16 protein-coding genes are annotated in these 16804 nt (G+C 34.3%); 11 read left to right on the top strand and 5 right to left on the bottom strand.

Annotated features, from left to right (window positions below):
• Positions 1–108: 108 nt before the first annotated feature.
• Positions 109–780: a hypothetical protein gene (locus ACIQXI_RS07590; RefSeq protein ID WP_402923128.1), complete on the bottom strand. Its 672-nt coding sequence runs from the start codon at positions 778–780 to the stop codon at positions 109–111.
• Positions 774–1082, bottom strand: a complete 309-nt coding sequence (locus ACIQXI_RS07585; RefSeq protein WP_402923126.1) for a hypothetical protein — start codon at positions 1080–1082, stop codon at positions 774–776. Before ACIQXI_RS07585 ends, ACIQXI_RS07590 begins: the two co-directional genes overlap by 7 nt.
• 780 nt (positions 1083–1862) lie before the next feature.
• Here ACIQXI_RS07585 and ACIQXI_RS07580 point away from each other — a divergent pair.
• The gene (locus ACIQXI_RS07580; RefSeq protein ID WP_402923124.1) at positions 1863–2219 is read left to right on the top strand and encodes a hypothetical protein; all 357 of its coding nucleotides are present in this window, start codon (positions 1863–1865) and stop codon (positions 2217–2219) included.
• 250 nt (positions 2220–2469) lie between these two features.
• Here ACIQXI_RS07580 and ACIQXI_RS07575 read toward each other — a convergent pair whose 3' ends face one another.
• Positions 2470–3378 (bottom strand): LysR family transcriptional regulator, encoded by a 909-nt coding sequence (locus tag ACIQXI_RS07575; protein ID WP_402923122.1) that lies wholly within the window; start codon positions 3376–3378, stop codon positions 2470–2472.
• A gap of 343 nt (positions 3379–3721) precedes the next feature.
• Between ACIQXI_RS07575 and ACIQXI_RS07570 the strand changes: the two genes are divergently transcribed.
• The 4 genes from ACIQXI_RS07570 (at position 3722) to ACIQXI_RS07555 (ending at position 8250) form a co-directional block, all read left to right on the top strand.
• Complete coding sequence (locus tag ACIQXI_RS07570; RefSeq protein ID WP_402923120.1) at positions 3722–5008, top strand: GntP family permease; 1287 nt, start codon at positions 3722–3724, stop codon at positions 5006–5008.
• Positions 5009–5049: 41 nt separating this feature from the next.
• Complete coding sequence (locus tag ACIQXI_RS07565; protein WP_402923118.1) at positions 5050–5841, top strand: 3-hydroxybutyrate dehydrogenase; 792 nt, start codon at positions 5050–5052, stop codon at positions 5839–5841.
• Positions 5842–6217: 376 nt separating this feature from the next.
• The gene (locus ACIQXI_RS07560) at positions 6218–6925 is read left to right on the top strand and encodes a class I SAM-dependent methyltransferase (RefSeq protein WP_402923116.1); all 708 of its coding nucleotides are present in this window, start codon (positions 6218–6220) and stop codon (positions 6923–6925) included.
• Positions 6926–7215: 290 nt separating this feature from the next.
• A complete protein-coding gene (locus ACIQXI_RS07555) occupies positions 7216–8250 on the top strand; it encodes an Rpn family recombination-promoting nuclease/putative transposase (protein ID WP_402923114.1) in 1035 nt (344 codons plus the stop codon).
• 87 nt (positions 8251–8337) lie between these two features.
• Here the strand turns inward: ACIQXI_RS07555 and ACIQXI_RS07550 are convergent, their stop codons facing one another.
• Positions 8338–9756 (bottom strand): aminotransferase-like domain-containing protein, encoded by a 1419-nt coding sequence (locus ACIQXI_RS07550; RefSeq protein ID WP_402923112.1) that lies wholly within the window; start codon positions 9754–9756, stop codon positions 8338–8340.
• A gap of 113 nt (positions 9757–9869) precedes the next feature.
• On the opposite strand from ACIQXI_RS07550, the gene ACIQXI_RS07545 reads away from it, so the two are divergent.
• The 5 genes from ACIQXI_RS07545 (at position 9870) to rarD (ending at position 14009) form a co-directional block, all read left to right on the top strand.
• Positions 9870–10850 carry a DMT family transporter gene (locus ACIQXI_RS07545; protein ID WP_402923110.1) on the top strand — a complete coding sequence of 327 codons (981 nt, stop codon included), beginning with the start codon at positions 9870–9872 and terminating at the stop codon, positions 10848–10850.
• Positions 10813–11469: an MBL fold metallo-hydrolase gene (locus ACIQXI_RS07540; RefSeq protein WP_402923108.1), complete on the top strand. Its 657-nt coding sequence runs from the start codon at positions 10813–10815 to the stop codon at positions 11467–11469. The genes ACIQXI_RS07545 and ACIQXI_RS07540 overlap by 38 nt, the downstream gene beginning before the upstream one ends.
• 144 nt (positions 11470–11613) lie before the next feature.
• A complete protein-coding gene (locus ACIQXI_RS07535) occupies positions 11614–12138 on the top strand; it encodes a GrpB family protein (RefSeq protein WP_402923106.1) in 525 nt (174 codons plus the stop codon).
• Between the two features lie 260 nt (positions 12139–12398).
• Positions 12399–12932, top strand: coding sequence for a hypothetical protein (locus ACIQXI_RS07530; RefSeq protein WP_402923104.1), 534 nt, complete (start codon positions 12399–12401; stop codon positions 12930–12932).
• 171 nt (positions 12933–13103) lie between these two features.
• The gene (gene rarD / locus ACIQXI_RS07525; protein ID WP_402923103.1) at positions 13104–14009 is read left to right on the top strand and encodes an EamA family transporter RarD; all 906 of its coding nucleotides are present in this window, start codon (positions 13104–13106) and stop codon (positions 14007–14009) included.
• A 48-nt stretch (positions 14010–14057) separates the two neighbouring features.
• Here rarD and ACIQXI_RS07520 read toward each other — a convergent pair whose 3' ends face one another.
• A complete protein-coding gene (locus tag ACIQXI_RS07520; protein ID WP_402923102.1) occupies positions 14058–15305 on the bottom strand; it encodes a helix-turn-helix domain-containing protein in 1248 nt (415 codons plus the stop codon).
• 194 nt (positions 15306–15499) lie between these two features.
• Between ACIQXI_RS07520 and ACIQXI_RS07515 the strand changes: the two genes are divergently transcribed.
• A complete protein-coding gene (locus ACIQXI_RS07515) occupies positions 15500–16798 on the top strand; it encodes an MFS transporter (protein WP_402923100.1) in 1299 nt (432 codons plus the stop codon).
• Positions 16799–16804 lie beyond the last annotated feature (6 nt).

Here is a 16804-nt window from a genome sequence, read left to right as displayed (position 1 = left end):
TTGTTTGTGATGCTAAGCACAAATGGTTACGCGAATAGCATTTTATTTTATGTCATTACCATTTACTCTAAAATTTATTACCGCACTAGATACACAGAATAAATATTATTACCCTTTCTGGATATATGGATTTTTATAGGTCACACTGTGAATATAAAAAATAGATTGAAGGTTTAATATGTTATTAACAAGTATTCTTACAATCCATTTTCCTGTTTGCATTGTACTTGAATCAATTCTAAGTCCGTGCTTTATAGTAGATGAACCTTGAAAAAAATCTACAGGTAAAAATTTATCAGTAATATAATATGTTCCATCTGGTCCTATCCATTCGAAAGTTACGATAATACTATTCTTAATTGTATCAGTAATTGTTCTATTAATAGTAACTAAAAGACCAACTACCTCATCAGTTAAAAAGAAATTTTTAGTAAACAAATATGTGTCCAGATTAGAATTTTGAATTTTAAAAGATTTAACAGACGATATTAAATCCTCAAATACTTCTGTATTAATTAGGTGCTGATTATAAACCGAATATATCATTGTGTTTTTATCTATATAAATATTTTGATTTAAAGGATCCAAAAAATAGTTAGAATCATTTAAACAAAAGTAATACAAACAATTTTGAATTAATACTAAATTATCGATTTCCCACTGACAAGAAACGCTATTGTAATAAAATGGAACATTGGTTAATTTATCACCTTCTAAATATTTCATTTCTAGCTTTTTAACAAAAGGAGATAGATTAACTTGAAATTTTCTATTTACCATGCGCCTCTCTCTTGTCCTAAGCGATATACGAAATTTGTGCCAAAAGAAATTGCAGCACCTACCCCAGTTGTTTTAGCAGCAGTTGATATAGCAGCTTTTATAACAGATTGTTTTGCTTGTGAAGCGCCTACTCCGACAGCAACTTTATGTGCATTTCCTTTGTTCGTATTATAGGCTTCAACACCGACTTTATAGCCATCCTTAGCACCTTGTATAGCAGCACCTACAGTAAAAACTGGCCAAATTTGATCACTTACAGTTTTTTTAAAAGCATTACTGATACTAGTTGACCAACTTGCCATAAACATCACCCCTATTAAAATAATATCTAATATTTGTACTTATAATAAACAGGGAAAATTAAATTTCTTATAGATACCTGTAGATTTTTTAATTAGGAGATATTTCTTCTGAAGTCAAACAATTCCATATACCTTTCAACATAAAATTATTTGGATTTTATTATTATAAGTATTTCTTCAACATTAAAATTATATAATTTTCCCGATAATTATATGTACATATTTAATTATAAAAAAGAGTCTGAAAATTTAAAATTCAAAATATAAATTGTTCAAAAAAATTTAATAATTATGGGCTTTAAAAATTATTTATTATCTAATAATAGAAATACGATATGAAGAAGTTAGATTGAAATGCTTTTGAAATGATCTTTGTTGGATATATTAATCACGGACTTTAGAAAATACCTGGAATATATGCATTAATTGCAACGGCTTAAAAAATTGGACTGATTCGCCATAACTTTGGAAGAAGGGAAGTTTGATTTCTCTTTTTTAGCTGATGCAATTGAAGATAACAATAGTATTGGAGGAATTAGCGATGAAAGACATACACTTACATGAAGTATTTCAAGGGTGGAAGGACTTAATCAAGATACAGAATCTATTATTCTATACTAATCACGAGTTGAAATTTCACAATTGAGTAGCTTGCAAGTACTTTCAAATAAAATCAAACACTTTCAGTAGTAATCTTATAAGTAATGATTAGGCAAAAGTTTTGAATTAATTAATGTCTTAGAAAAATGCAATACATGATGTTAGTGAAGGAGTGAAAATATGTTAAACAGAAAATTGTTAGCAGCTTTTGTAACAGCGGTCGTATGTTACTTTATCGTACCTATTTTCTTTAACGATTTTACAAACTCTTATTTCGCAATCGGGCTTGGTGTAAGTATTATTTCAGTCCCAATACTATTCACTTTTGGCATTTTGGTTTCCATGGTGATTGAATTACGAACGAAACATATCTTCTTTGCTTATATCGAACATTTTGCTTGTGGATTAATTTGTGTTTGTGTGCTTTTACTGTTAACAGAGTGGGATATAGAATTATTTTTTATATACACAGTAATGGCATTAGTTTATGTTACCGTTTTCTTTATTAGTGATTATCTGATGAAACCTAATCTATGAAGGTATCTATATAGTATTAGAACATTTGATGCTTGGAAAAATGGAGTAACAATCCAGAATCTTTCATTCCTTACAATCAAGAGGTTAAAATAAAAATCGCTGAAGTTGAGACAGTTGAGAATGCCAAGTAACATGCCAAACAGTATGAAGAGATTATGGAGATAACAAACATAATTATAATAGTATAAAATAGTAAAAGCTCAAGTAACTAATTATTAGTTATTTGAGCTTTTACATTATATAGAAAACACTATTTTTCTTTAAATTTTTGAAGTGCACTAAATTTCAAAGTCGGCAATAAGTTAAGTAGTTCTCTTAATGCCAACGGTTTATGGGCATTTTTTTTCGTAATGACGCCTAGCCGCCAAAATAATTCAGGTTCTTCAATCGGTATAATTTTTACATTTTTATTCGTTTGTTTATTATAAATAGAATTAGGTAAAATCGTCACACCTAATTGTGATGCAACGACTTCAATCATTACATCCCACTGTGAGCTTTTTAGGGCAATATTTGGCGTAAATCCAGCGGCTTCACATACATGGATAATATAATCGTGCAAAGCAAAGTCTTCAGTAAAAACGATAAATTTTTCATCCTTCAAATCTCTGAGCTTAATACTTTTTTTGTGGGCAAGTCGATGGTCCTCATGGACAAATAATACAAAATTATCTTGGATAAATGGCGTGATATCAAATTTAGATTCATCTTCGGGTAAGACCACAATCGCTATATCAACCGTACCTTCCTCGACTAGTTGATTAATCACCTTAGCTCCACGTTCAATTAACACTAAAGATACTTCTGGATAGCGTTCTTCAAAATTACGAGCAATTTCAGAGAAAAATAATGTCCCGATAAGTGGGGGAATACCTAGCTTAATTTCACCTGTAGCGACGTCACGAAATTGATCTAATTGGACCTTTAACTCCTCAATAACCTCGAATACTTTTTGACTTTGTTTATACACAATTTTCCCAGCTTCCGTTAATTGCATATGTCTGGTGGACCGATCAAATAACTCTAATTGCAATTCTTCTTCCAACTTTTTAATCGCTTTACTTAAGGAGGATTGCGATAGGTAGGTATGCTCGGCAGCCTTTGTAAAACTATTATAATTCGTCACTTCTAAAAATAATTTCAATTCACGTAATTCCATAATTCCACCTATTTATTCTTTTTATTCATTAATGTTATTCCTATTATTCGTTTTACTAATAAATTAGCGAGAGTTATACTTTATTCGGATATAACATTAATGTTCAAACTTTTGTAACAAACTTTGTTTCGCATCTAGATAATTCATTTCGTTCTAATAAATCAGGACTTAGATAAATTTATTGGAATGATAGGGTGCGAGGTGTGAATGCATGACGGTTTGTGAAAGTTTACCCATCTGACCAAGGTATACATTGGTCGGATAAATTTAATACTTTTTGATAATTATATCTTATCGAATGGTTTATAAAAAGTATTAGCTGTATGAAAAGAGGTGAAACATATTGTTAAGTATTATTATTGGCCTAGTGCTATTAATGGCTTTAGCCTATCTTGGATGGTCTATAATTTGGGTTGCGCCGCTTGCAGCTGGTGTTGTTGCATTACTGAATGGATTGGATGTACTTGATACTTATACAGGTACGTATATGCAAGGCTTAGTTAATTTCGTAAAAAGTTGGTTCCCTATATTCTTATTAGGAGCGGTTTTCGGAAAACTAATGGAGGATACAGGAGCTGCAAAATCCGTAGCTCAAAAGGTTACACAACTGATTGGGAAAAAGAGGGCCATACTAGGTGTTTTAATTGCTGCGGCGTTATTAACCTATGGTGGCGTGAGTCTTTTTGTGGTAGTTTTCGCTATTTATCCAATTGCACTTCAATTATTTAGAGAAGCAAATGTTTCAAGAAAATTACTTGTCCCTACATTTGCACTTGGCGCCTTTACATTTACTATGACAGCTATACCAGGTACGCCACAAATCCAAAACTTGATTCCAATGGATTACTTTAAAACTTCTCCTACATCAGGATCAATCATCGGAATTGTTGCCGCACTAATAATGGCTGTTGGGGGATACCTTTGGTTAGCATTTAGAGCAAAAAGTTTTGCCGCTAAAGGTGAAGGGTATACAGAACCTGAGAATAGTTCGGACATTGCAACAGATGGAGAGCAAAAAGTTCCCCATTGGATTATTTCGTTAATTCCACTAGTTGTAGTAGTTGTTCTATTAAATATAATTAAGTTAGAAGCCGTTATTGCTTTATTGGTTGGGGCCTTATGTATCATGATTCTTAACATCAAGGATTATAAAAAGTTTATACCATCTATTAATGACGGTGGGAAAGGCTCTGTGATGGCCATTTTAAATACAAGTGCTGCGGTAGGATTTGGCTCAGTTATTGCCATCGTTCCTGCATTTGATAACATTACTGAATGGCTGCTAGGCATTTCAGATAATCCTTTAATCGCAGAAGGCTTAGCTGTTCAAATTATGGCGATCATCACGGGTTCGGCTTCTGGTGGTATGGGCATTGCTCTTTCCACTCTAGGCGAAACGTTTAATAACGTGGCTCAAACAACAGGGATTAATCCCGAAGCTTTACACAGAATAGCCTCTGTAGCATCAGGAGCGTCAATCTTCCCTAATAATGGCGCATTATTAACGTTACTAGCCGTTACGGGTCTATCACATAAGGACACTTATAAAGATGTCTTTGTTGTAGCATTTATAATTCCTACAATTGCCTTAATCGTTGGTATTATCTTAGCTGCAGTAGGTATTGTTTAATTAATCAAAGTTAGTTTGGAAAATTTAAGGAGGAATTTATTATGTCTGAATTTATTAATGTAGAAAATAAAGTAGTGATTATTACAGGTGCTGGTCGTGGAATTGGGTTTGAAATTGGTAAACGTTTCGCTCAATTTGGTGCAAAAGTAGTTCTTTCTGATATCAATGAAGAAATGGTAGTCGAATCTGCGGACTCTTTAAAAAAAGAAGGCTTAAATGCAATTGGCGTAAAAGCGGATGTTACAAGTGAAGTAGAACTTGAAAACTTAGTTAAAACGGCTAAGGACACATTTGGTTCAGTTGATATTGTTATTAATAATGCTGGTTTACAACATGTTTCTCCAATCGAAGAATTTCCAACTGCAAAATTTGAATTAATGCAAAAAATTATGTTAGTAGCACCATTTATTTTAATTAAAAACGTATTCCCTATTATGAAAGAACAAGGTTTTGGTCGTATAATCAACATTGCCTCTATTAATGGCTTAATTGGCTTTGCTGGTAAAGCTGCATACAACAGTGCTAAACACGGTGTCATCGGTTTAACAAAAGTTGCAGCTATTGAAGGTGCCAAACATGGTATTACTGTCAATGCCCTATGCCCTGGTTATGTAGATACACCATTAGTTCGTGGTCAAATTGCAGATTTAGCTAAAACACGTAATATTCCAGAAGATCGCGCATTAGAAGATATTATTTTAGCGCAAGTTCCTCAAAAAAAATTATTAGATGTTAGTGAAATTGCAGACTATGCTTTATACTTAGCAAGCGATCGAGCTAAGAGTGTGACAGGACAAGCGGTTGTTATTGATGGCGGTTATGTAGCGCAATAATATATTCAACTTAAATTAACTTTTAAAAAATCCATTTTGATGAAAAATCAAAATGGATTTTTTGTTTTCTCGTAAGGGAAGAAGCATGTTACGGTATTGTTACGATTGTTACGAAAGAAATATGTAATGAAATAAGTACCATACCCTCTAAGGGCTAAAGATGCTCTTACAATGTTTTCACTACTAGGTAATGGAATTGCTTAAATAGATAATTAACGTTCTAAATTAAGTGAAAATAAGCTATATACAAGCTAGTTAGAGCTGGTTTTTCACCATTGGAATTCTATAACTTAAAGTCAATTTAACGTTGCTGTAACAAGGTTTATCAAAGGAATTGGTAAAATAAAAGTAGAGATTATGTAGGAGGGGGATTAAGGTGGAGAAAAAAATATTAGATGATGAAAATTTATTAGCAATGTTAGATGATTTGTTAAGGGAACCAAAGGGGTTTTGGGAAAATTTTTATGAAGATAGAAATAAAGATATTCCTTTTTTTAAGGTTACGGGACCTGATGAAAACCTAGTTGAATATTTTAGTAAAGGGCTATCACCACAAAAGGTTTTAGAAGTAGGTTGTGGACCTGGAAGAAATTCTACTTATATGGCTCAGCAAGGCTGTCATGTAAGTGCTTTAGATATATCTGAAAAAGCAATTATTTGGGCTAAAGAAAGAGCAAATGAAGAAGCACTAAATATAGATTTTCATTGTGTTTCTCTTTTTGATTATGATTTTGAGACACATTCGTACGATTTTATTTATGATTGTGGGTTGTTTCATCATTTGCCGCCCCATCGCCGCTTAACATATTTAAAAATCATTAAAAAAGCACTCAAAAAGGATGGACATTATGGGCTTGTTTGCTTTAATACGGCTGGGGCTGCAAATACAAGTGATTGGGATATTTATAAAGAACAATCCTTAAAGGGCGGTATTGGTTATACGGAAGAACGATTAAAGGAAATCTTTGAAAAGGATTTTAACATAAAGGATTTTAGAAAAATGAGAAAAAGTAATAAACGACTGGATTTATTCGGTGAGAATTTTTTATGGACGAGCTTAATGCAGATTAAAAATGACTGTTAAATAAAAGTGATGAGCAGTAAGTGCAAATTCTACTAGAAATAAATTATAAAGTTTATGGTTCCTTTTAGGTGAGGATTGTCGACGTAGGAAAGTTAATTAAGATTTACTTGGACGTTTGACAACATTGAAGTTTCTTTCTAAAATTGGAGTAAGTGAGAATGATTATCATATAAAGGGAGCAGAAAAGTCAAAACAATTTTTCATGCTTCCTATTTATATACAAAGATTTGCCAATCCAAATATCTCTTTAGAAGAATATTATAATTCGATTCAATAGGGGGTGATAAAGTTTGAAGTATCAAGTGCTAAGTCGTATACCACTTAAAAATCTAATGGATTTAAAGATTGATTTTGCTTTTAAACATCTTTTTGGTAGTGAACGCAATAAATCGCTCACAATTGTATTGCTCAACGCAATATTAAAGCGTACCGGTAGAAATACAATTAAAGAAGTGACGTTTATGAAACACGAATTTGGTGGGGAATATAAGGAAGATAAACAATCGCGGTTAGATGTTGTTGTGAAAACTCAAAATGAAGACTATATTAATATCGAAATACAATTAGCAAATAGAAATGATATGTTTAAACGAACTTTATTTTATTGGTCAAGACTTTACAATTCGCAGTTACATAGGGGGAATGGTTATCATACATTAAACCCAACGATTACCATTAATATTTGTGATTTTACCTTATTTAAAGAGCATGCGCATTATCATAGTACATATCGTTTATATGAAGAAACGACTCTACAGCGTGTCCAACAATCAGATGATGTATTAGAAATTCATTTTATCGAAATGGATAAATTTTTAAAGGCGTGGCAAATGGGAGAGCTAAATCCAATTGAAGATATGCTTGCCAGATGGTTATTATTGCTTGGAATGGTAGATAGTAGTAAACAAAAAGTCTATGAAGATATCTATAAAGTATTGGGGGAATTAGCGATGAAAGACATCAAGTTACAACAAGCATTTGAAGCGTGGCAAGAACTAAGTCAAGACCCGGAATCTATTATTGCGTTCGAATCGCGAGTGAAATTTTTAATTGATCAAACGGCGTTTATCGACGATGCTAAATATCATGGTGAACAGGCCGGAATTGAAAAAGGAAGGAAAGAGGGCTTCCAAAAGGGGATGCAAGAAGGCATAGAGAGAGGTATTCAAAAAGGTATTCAAAAAGGAATCGAAGAAGGAATTCAGGAAGGAATAAAAGCCATTGTAAGAAAAATGATTGGTAAAGGAAATAGCGATGATGAGATTATGGAGTTAACAAACTTAACAGTTGAGGAAATTCAAGCATTAAGACAAGAGGAAGAATAAAAATAATGTAAGCTCACCTAACTTATTAGTTAGGTGAGCTTTTTCATTTTAGTCATAACGCTCAAAAACAAGAATATATTCATGTCCTCAATTTGTCAGTGACTGCGCTACTGCAACCAATCCTTGCATTCCTTCTTTTATTTGTTTTTCATTTGCATAAGAATAACTTAAACGAATCCACGACGATGATTGCTTTAATGGATCACAAACTGGGCCTGGTACAAAGGAGATAGACTGTTCAATACATTTTGTGAAAAATAATTCAAGTGGCAGATTTTCAGGGAGCTGCACCCATAAATTTAAACCACCATTTGGACTTGTCCAGTGCCAACCTGTTGTTGCTAGCTCTGCCTCCATTATTTCCTTTCGTATTTGTAGGGCAATACGAATTTTTTCTAAATGTTGCTGTAACCTTAAAGAAGAAAAGTAATGGAGGAAAATTTTTTGGTTTAGTAGTGGGGAACCATTATCAGCTAGTGACTTTTTGGTTAACAGTAAAGTCATTAAGGGAGATTGGCAAATAACGGCCGCAATTCGTAAACCTGGTGAAATATATTTACAAAAGCTTCGAATATAAATTACTGTTCCAGCAGTGTCGTATGTGTAAATTGGTGGTGGTGGAGCACAGTCAAAATAGATATCGTGGTATGCATCGTCTTCAATAATTAGGCAACGATACTGTTCAGCCAATTCCACTAATTTTTTGCGCTGCTCGCTAGGTACAGTAAAACCTGTCGGATTGTGAAATGTTGGATTGACATAAAATAATCGTGGTTTGTATTGTTTCATATAGTATTCAACCTGCTGTAAATCATACCCGTATGGATGAATATCGACCGTGATAATGTGAGCTCCTTGTGCTTTAAAAATATCAATGGCAGCACTATAACTGGGGCGTTCAAATAAAACGACGTCTCTTGGCTTTATAAAAGTTTGAGCAACTAAGTGAATCGCTTGCTGAGAGCCAGATGTAATGAATAGCTCATTTGCAGTGAGATGCGTTTTATATTGATTGATAAAATATTGACTAAGTGCTTCACGTAGCTCTAAATCACCTTGCACCGTTGAGTAGGTTGCAAGTACTTTTGGATAGAGGTCAAACACTTTTTTTACGTAATCTGAAAAGTAATGATTAGGTAAAAGATTTGGATCAATCAATGCCTGTGAAAAATGATAGGAAACAGCTGACTGATGAATTTCGGATAAACGATTTTCAGGGACATAAGCCGCAATCATTAGGTTTTCTTGGTCTTTAAAATTGTAATTTTCGGACATTTTCGTTTGCACAAAATAACCTACTTTATCTTTTACATAAATCTTATTGTGTTGTTTGAGTAATCGATAAGCCTTTAATACGGTTAATCGATGTATATTCATTTCAGTTGCTAATTGTCGGACGGAAGGAATCTTTTCATGCTCTTTCCATTCGTACCGTTCGATTCGGTGAAGTACATAATCATATACTTTTTCAAAAAGAAAATCTCCATGTTGAAACGCTTTGCTCACATCGATCCCTCCTATTCAACATGATTGTACCATGACTTATTGTAAACTGTTCTATCTTTTTTAATCTGTTCTATCTCCTTCCTCTTATGATAGAAAAAGAGGAGGCATCTTATATGATTGTGTTGAATTACTTTTTTATGTGTTTAATTTTTGGTACGACATTTTTAGCGATTAAAATTGGTGTGGATGCAGGTGTACCGCCATTTTTTTCAGCTGGACTGCGCTTTTGCATTGCTGGTTTGCTGCTTTTTAGTTTTATGGTCTGGAAAGAAAAAGCGACAATAAGCTTATTCTTTCGAAAGGAGATATTTTTTACAGGACTTGGTTTAACCTTTGGAACGTTTGCCGCATTATATTGGGCAGAACAATATGTAACATCTGGTATTGCAGCTGTTTTATCTGCTACCGGTCCAATGCTAATTATCATTATTCAAACCTTTATACTAAAGCACAAAGGACATCGAAACGCCTTTATAGGTTGTGTTATTGGCATCATAGGTGTCACATTTTTGATTTTACCTAGCTTTTCAATCGAGATTAGTCCTTTATGGATGGTCGGTTGTTTCGCTATTATCATTGGCGAAATTTTTTATGCTTCTGGCACGATTTATACGAAGCATGTGGTCAAAAAATACGGAACGACATCGCCGATTGCTTTGAATGCAGCCCAGATGTTGCATGGTGGAATTTTATTGCTTTTTTTATCTTTTTTAACCGAGAATATTCAGCTTGACTATCTATTGAGCACAGCTTCAATTGGCTCATTTCTTTATTTAACGATAGTGGGTTCAATGATTGGTCATAGCATTTATTATTGGCTAGTGTCACGGACAAATCCAATCTTCCCATCTACATGGCTTTATATCTCACCATTAATTGCGGTTATTCTAGGCGTCCTTTTTTATCAAGAATACATTTCTTGGTTGACAGGCATAGGAACAGTGACGATTATTGCAGGAACCATTTTAGTGAATTTTGAAACGTTGCGCGTATTATTAAGGCGGAAGCAATCTGTTTTACAAGATATTAAAACGATGGATAAAGGAGATCAAAAATATGGAAGTTTTAAAGGGAGTAGCGATTCTAGAACTTGAATGTAATGGAATTTTTATTTACCCAACTCTTTTATGGGATCAAGAAATGGCTGTTTTAATTGATACTGGATTTCCAGGGCAAAAGGAAGATTTGCTCGTAGCAATGGATAAGGTAGGGGTGTCATCCGATAAACTACAAGCAGTGATTTTAACACATCAGGATATTGATCATATTGGTAGTCTTCCTGAACTATTGCAGCATTATGGCGAAAACATTAAAGTTTATGCGCATGAATTAGATAAGCCTTATATCGAGGGCGAATTACCTTTATTGAAGGACGGTCATATTGGAAATCCACCGAAGGGAAAAGTGGATGAACTTTTGAGTGACGGCCAAGAATTGCCTTATTGTGGGGGTATTTGTGTAATCCATACGCCAGGTCATATCAGTTTATATTTAAAGCAAAGTAAAACGCTTGTTGCGGGTGATTCGTTGTATAGTGAGAATGGAACATTACAAGGAATTCATTTGCCAACAACTTTGGATATCAAGCTTGCACAACAAGCTATAAGGAAATATATCAATTTAGATATTGCGTCTGTCATTTGTTATCATGGTGGTGTTAGTAACGAAAATATAAATGAGCAAATTAATACAATAATATTAGCAAATGAGTAGCTATAAAAAAATTCAGCGTGACACCTACTTTAGCACGCAAGGTACGCCAATCCCAGAGTTGCATATGCAGCTCTTTTTCTTTAAGCCAAGTAAAATGAAAATAAACTGTGCTAAAATAAATAAAACCATTTGGAGGGGATCTTGTTGCGAAAGGTAGAAGTACATTCATACAGTGAGAAATGGATGCACATATATATGGAAGAGGCTGAAAAACTGAAAGTAATTTTTGGAAATGAAATTCTAGCAATCTATCATATAGGTAGTACTGCAGTTCCAGGATTAAAAGCTAAACCTATAATCGATATAATGCCAGTTGTCAACGATTTGAATAATGTCGATAATTACAATTTGGCAATGCAAGCAATTGGATATGTCCCTAAAGGTGAAAATGGAATTGTGCAACGTAGATACTTTCAAAAAGGTGGTGACAATCGCACACATCATGTGCACATTTATCAGGTGGGGAGTAGTGAAATAACAAGACACTTAGCTTTTCGAGACTATTTAATTGCCCACCCAGATGAAATGAGAAGTTATGGAACATTAAAACAAAAATTAGCCCACCAATTTCCATATGACATAAATTCCTATATAAATGGCAAAGAATCTTGTGTGAAAGATATAGAAAGAAAAGCACTTGAATGGTATAAGGAAGCGGAGGTAAGATAGGAAACTGAGGAAAGACAAAAAAAGAATCTCTACTAGGTTTCTTAAACATATTTTTGTGGGGAATGACTTGCAACCTTGTAGGTGAAATTTTGTTATTGGCTCCTTGTATTTTGCGAAGGAGCTTTTTTATTTTGACAAAATGTCCTTTTCTCATTATGATAAGATAAATGAGAATGATTATCATATAAAAGGAAGCTGAAAGATGTTAAACAAAGCAATCCCATTACACGAACAATATAGTAATGGAGTGAGAAAAATTGATGAATAAAATGAATCTATCAGCATTGTCATGTGAAAAAATGCAAGATGGTACATTGGCTGTGAAAGCGACTGAGACGATGATGCTGTTAACACAAAGTCGCTATAAGGAATTAGTGCACATTGAAGAATTGTTCAATGCGATGCATATCGATTTAGATGAAAAACAAGTTGTCTTGGAGCAAGAGCGAAAAAATTTAAAAAAACTAAACGTCAAGCTTACTGAAGACATGCAAAAGATGCAACAACAAAATGCGGTGTTACAAAAAAAGCTTACAGAATATAATTGTGTTGTCGACGAATTAAAGGAACTTCGTCGCCAAAATACAGACTTGTTAATTGAGCTTAGTAAGTATACAGCGCTGTCTAGAGAATCCTTATCAGGTCCGTTAAAATCGATGATTCGAGATTTACGAGAGCAGGGGGTAGGCATAAAAGAAATTCATATTCGTATTAAACGTCAGATTAATCCAGATATTAGTTATAGTATGGTACGCAAATATATTTCTGAGCTTGAGAGTGAAAATAAAGTGTAATATCAAGGTTTTTTAGCAGAAAACAATACGCACATAGTAAAATTGTGCATTTACAGTTGCCAGTCAAAGTCCTATAATTAGTCTATTCTTTCACATTATGATTGAATGTTATAGTTGTGACATTGCGAGAGTGTCGCAATTGATTTAAGAAGAGTAGGAGAATTTAAGACAATGTCAAATGAGAAAAAAGGGGTATGGGCAGCGTTTATAGCCTATGCTATTTGGGGAGCATTCCCACTTTATTGGAAACTGCTTGAGCATGTGCCAAGTATGGAAATTTTATTAGGACGTGTTATTTGGTCCTTCGTCTTTACAGTGCTAGCAGTCATACTTTTTGGAATGCGGAAAGATTTACTAGCAGATTTAAAATATTTATGGACACATCAGAAAAACTTTTGGCAGTTAGCTTGTGCTTCTTTTGTTATTTCAATGAACTGGTATTTATATATTTGGGCTGTAACGCACGAACATTTAATTGAGACAAGTCTTGGCTATTATATTAATCCATTATTGTCCGTTATTTTTGGGGTTGTCTTCTTTAAAGAGACGTTAAGTCGTGCTCAATGGGTTGCCACAGCTATTGCATTTATTGCGGTTATTATATTAACGGTCAACTATGGTACGGTGCCTTGGGTCGCTATTCTTATTGCCCTGTCGTTCGCTATTTACGGGGTATTGAAAAAGAAAATTACATTAGATGCAACAAGAGGATTAGCGATTGAAACCATGTTTATTCTACCGTTTGCACTAGGTTATTATGTTTATTTATTTTCAACAAACCAAGCATCATTTTTACATGTCAACATCCATACAGATGTGTTAATGATTGTTAGCGGTATCGTTACGGCTGTGCCATTAGTTTTATTTGCTAAAGGTGCTCAGAATATTCCGCTGTACCTATTGGGCTTTATCCAATATGTCGCGCCGACAATCGTATTAATATTGGGTGTGGTGCTTTATAAGGAACCTTTCAGTCAAGTGGAGTTACTGGCATTCAGTATTATTTGGGTAGCCTTATTATTGTTCTCCGGTTCAAAAATTATAGAAATTAGAAAAGCGCATCATAAATCTGCGTAATGAAAAGGACTTGTAGAATTTTCTACAAGTCCTTTCTGATTATTATCTTCAATAGTGTCTAGTGTCAATTTGATCTTTAATCGCATAATACGTTTCTTCAATTTTTTGTTTATAAGGTAGGTCAATTAAATCAATGGAATCCATATAGGCTTGTTTAGCAATTTCATAGGCAGATGTAAGTTCACCAAAATGGGCATAGCAAAGCGCTTTATAGGATAAGCATTCATTCATACTCAGCAAATCATAAGGGTGCGTAACTAAAATTGGAATCTCTGTAAATTGCTTAAATACCTTATGTGCATCCGTATAACGACCGAGTAGATATAGAGCTTTTCCCTTTTCAGCGTAATAAAAGTTCTTATCAAGCTTCGCTGAATCAGTAAGGGTATTGAAATGTTCAATTGCAATTAATGCTTGTTCATAATTTTTTTTATAATTGTTATAATAATGGGCTTTTAAGACGTATATAAAGGCATCTACATTAGCCTGTTCAACAAAAATACGATACTGCTCTAGCTTCATCATCATATGGTCAGCCTGCTGGAAATCACCATCTATCATGGCGCAGTAGGCACCAATTCGGTATAAATCATCAATATGAGAAAATAGTTGATTTTGATGGGCATATGCAATCGTTTCGTTAATTAATTGTTTACCTGCTTCATGCTCACCAATGGCTAGCTGAAAGATGCTGATGTAATAAGCCACTTTCCCTTTGTCACGAGAATCCAACTGATAGTTCTCTCGCTCAATTTCTTCTTTCACTTGTAAAATACAGTGATAGGCGTCATTATAGCGACGATTTTCTGAAAAAATGCCAAGCTGGAGTATAAAAGTTTTAAACCAATGGCTCCACAAATTGATTTCTTTAAAAATTTGCCGCGCTTGTTGAAGCGGTTGTTCCCATGTTGTGCAACCAACCACATACTGCGCATAAGCATAAATATATAACAAACGCCCCGCTTCATAGCTAAGAGGTAAATCGTCTATGTATGGGTGAATAACATCAACGATTTGCTGGTGGTTGTCCACGTCTCCATATGTTACCCCGGCAAACATGTTTTCTGCTTGTTCTAACAGATGCCGTATATCAGATGATGCTACTTGTTCAAGTAATTCACTTGTTTTCACACCTAGGCGTTCCGCAATATAATCAAGGCTTTCCATTGAGGGTTTCGCTTTATCATTTTCTATTTGACTGAGCATGCCTTTTGTTAGACGATCGGCAGCAAGTGCCTCTAATGTTAATTTTCGTTCTTTTCGTAGTTTACGTATCCGTGCACCTAAAGAATCCACTGCCTCGCATCCTTTCTTTCATTATTAACAATAATAACTAAACTTCATAAAGTCTATACATTTTCGCAAAACAACGACACATCTCTTTGTTTAATTATATTAAACTTTTTCTTGCATGGAAAGTGGAAGTTGTGGTATATTTTGTTTAATAAAATTAAACTTTTAAATTTAATTAAAAAGCGAGGGGTTTTTTGATGAATGAAGCGTCAAAATATAAAAAGGCAACCTATCATTTATGGACTTTTACAGCCAGTAAAATGATTGCTATGTTAGGGACCCAAGTGTTGTCTTTTGGAATTAGCTTGTATATTTTAGCGATGACAGGATCTGCAACAAGCTTTGCTACAAATATGATTTGTTCGATATTACCTAGGGCACTCGTTGCACCATTAGCAGGTTATGTAGCTGATAATTATCCAAAGAAGCGCACAATATTATTGGCGCAAGCTGGAACTATCTTGACGATGGCAGGTCTATTGTTGTATACAGAGACCGTTGGTATGTCAGTCAATGCAATTTATGTGACAACAGTATTTTATACGCTTTGTTCAGCATTTTCGGGGGTAACGTTTACATCAGCCATTGCAACACTGGTAAATCCCGAACGTTTACAACGTGCGATGTCGTTTAATCAAATGTCAATGTCTGTTGCGGCGGTAGGTGGACCAGTTATTGGGGGAATGATGTATGGCTTTTTCTCAATGGAAGTATTTCTAATTGTCCATATGGTAGCTTATACCATTGCCTTTGGCTTAGAAGCAACGATGAATTTTAACCTATACAGTACGCGGGTGGAAAATGCTAAAAAGGAGAAGATGTGGCAAGGGCTTGTTGGGGGTTTTCACTATATTAAAAAACACAAGGTAATCAAAGTGGTCATGTGGCTGTCTTTGTGGATTAATTTATTTTTCTCAGCAATAGTAGTTGGTGGAACGTTTATCATCATTGAAGTACTAAAGGTCAAGGCCAATCATTTTGGATTTATTGAAGCGTCAGGTGCACTTGGCATGCTAGTAGCTTCCATCTATTTTGCCACTCGAGCTGAAATTAAAGTGCCACTTCGTTTTTCAAAAATAAGCTTATTATTGCTATCTAGTAGCCTAGTATTTGCGGTTGTACCTTTAGTGACAAATCTTTCATATTCCATGATTGTTGCCTTTTATATTGGCTTATTTTTCATATTTGCCATTTTTGAGATTGGCGTCAATATGCCTCTAGGTGTTTTTATGCAAAAGCTTATTACTGAGGAATATCGAGGAAGGGTATTTGGACTAATGGAAACGATGGCGATGTCCATGATGCCAATTGGCATGCTTGTGTATGGCGTGCTTTATGATATGTTACCAGCAACAGGTATTTTACTTGTAACGAGTGCCATTATCGTCGTTATAACGCTGGTCTTACTGCGCACAGCGGTCCTAAAAGAAGCTCATCCAGAACATTACGATGCTAAGCAGACAGCACAGAGTAGCGAACTTATTACAGAAAGGTAGTATGCT

It is taken from the genome of Lysinibacillus sp. NPDC097195, assembly GCF_044762075.1.
Taxonomy (GTDB): domain Bacteria; phylum Bacillota; class Bacilli; order Bacillales_A; family Planococcaceae; genus Lysinibacillus.
The sequence above is the reverse complement of the archived record's forward strand: the minus strand, read 5'-3'. Positions and strand labels throughout refer to the sequence as shown.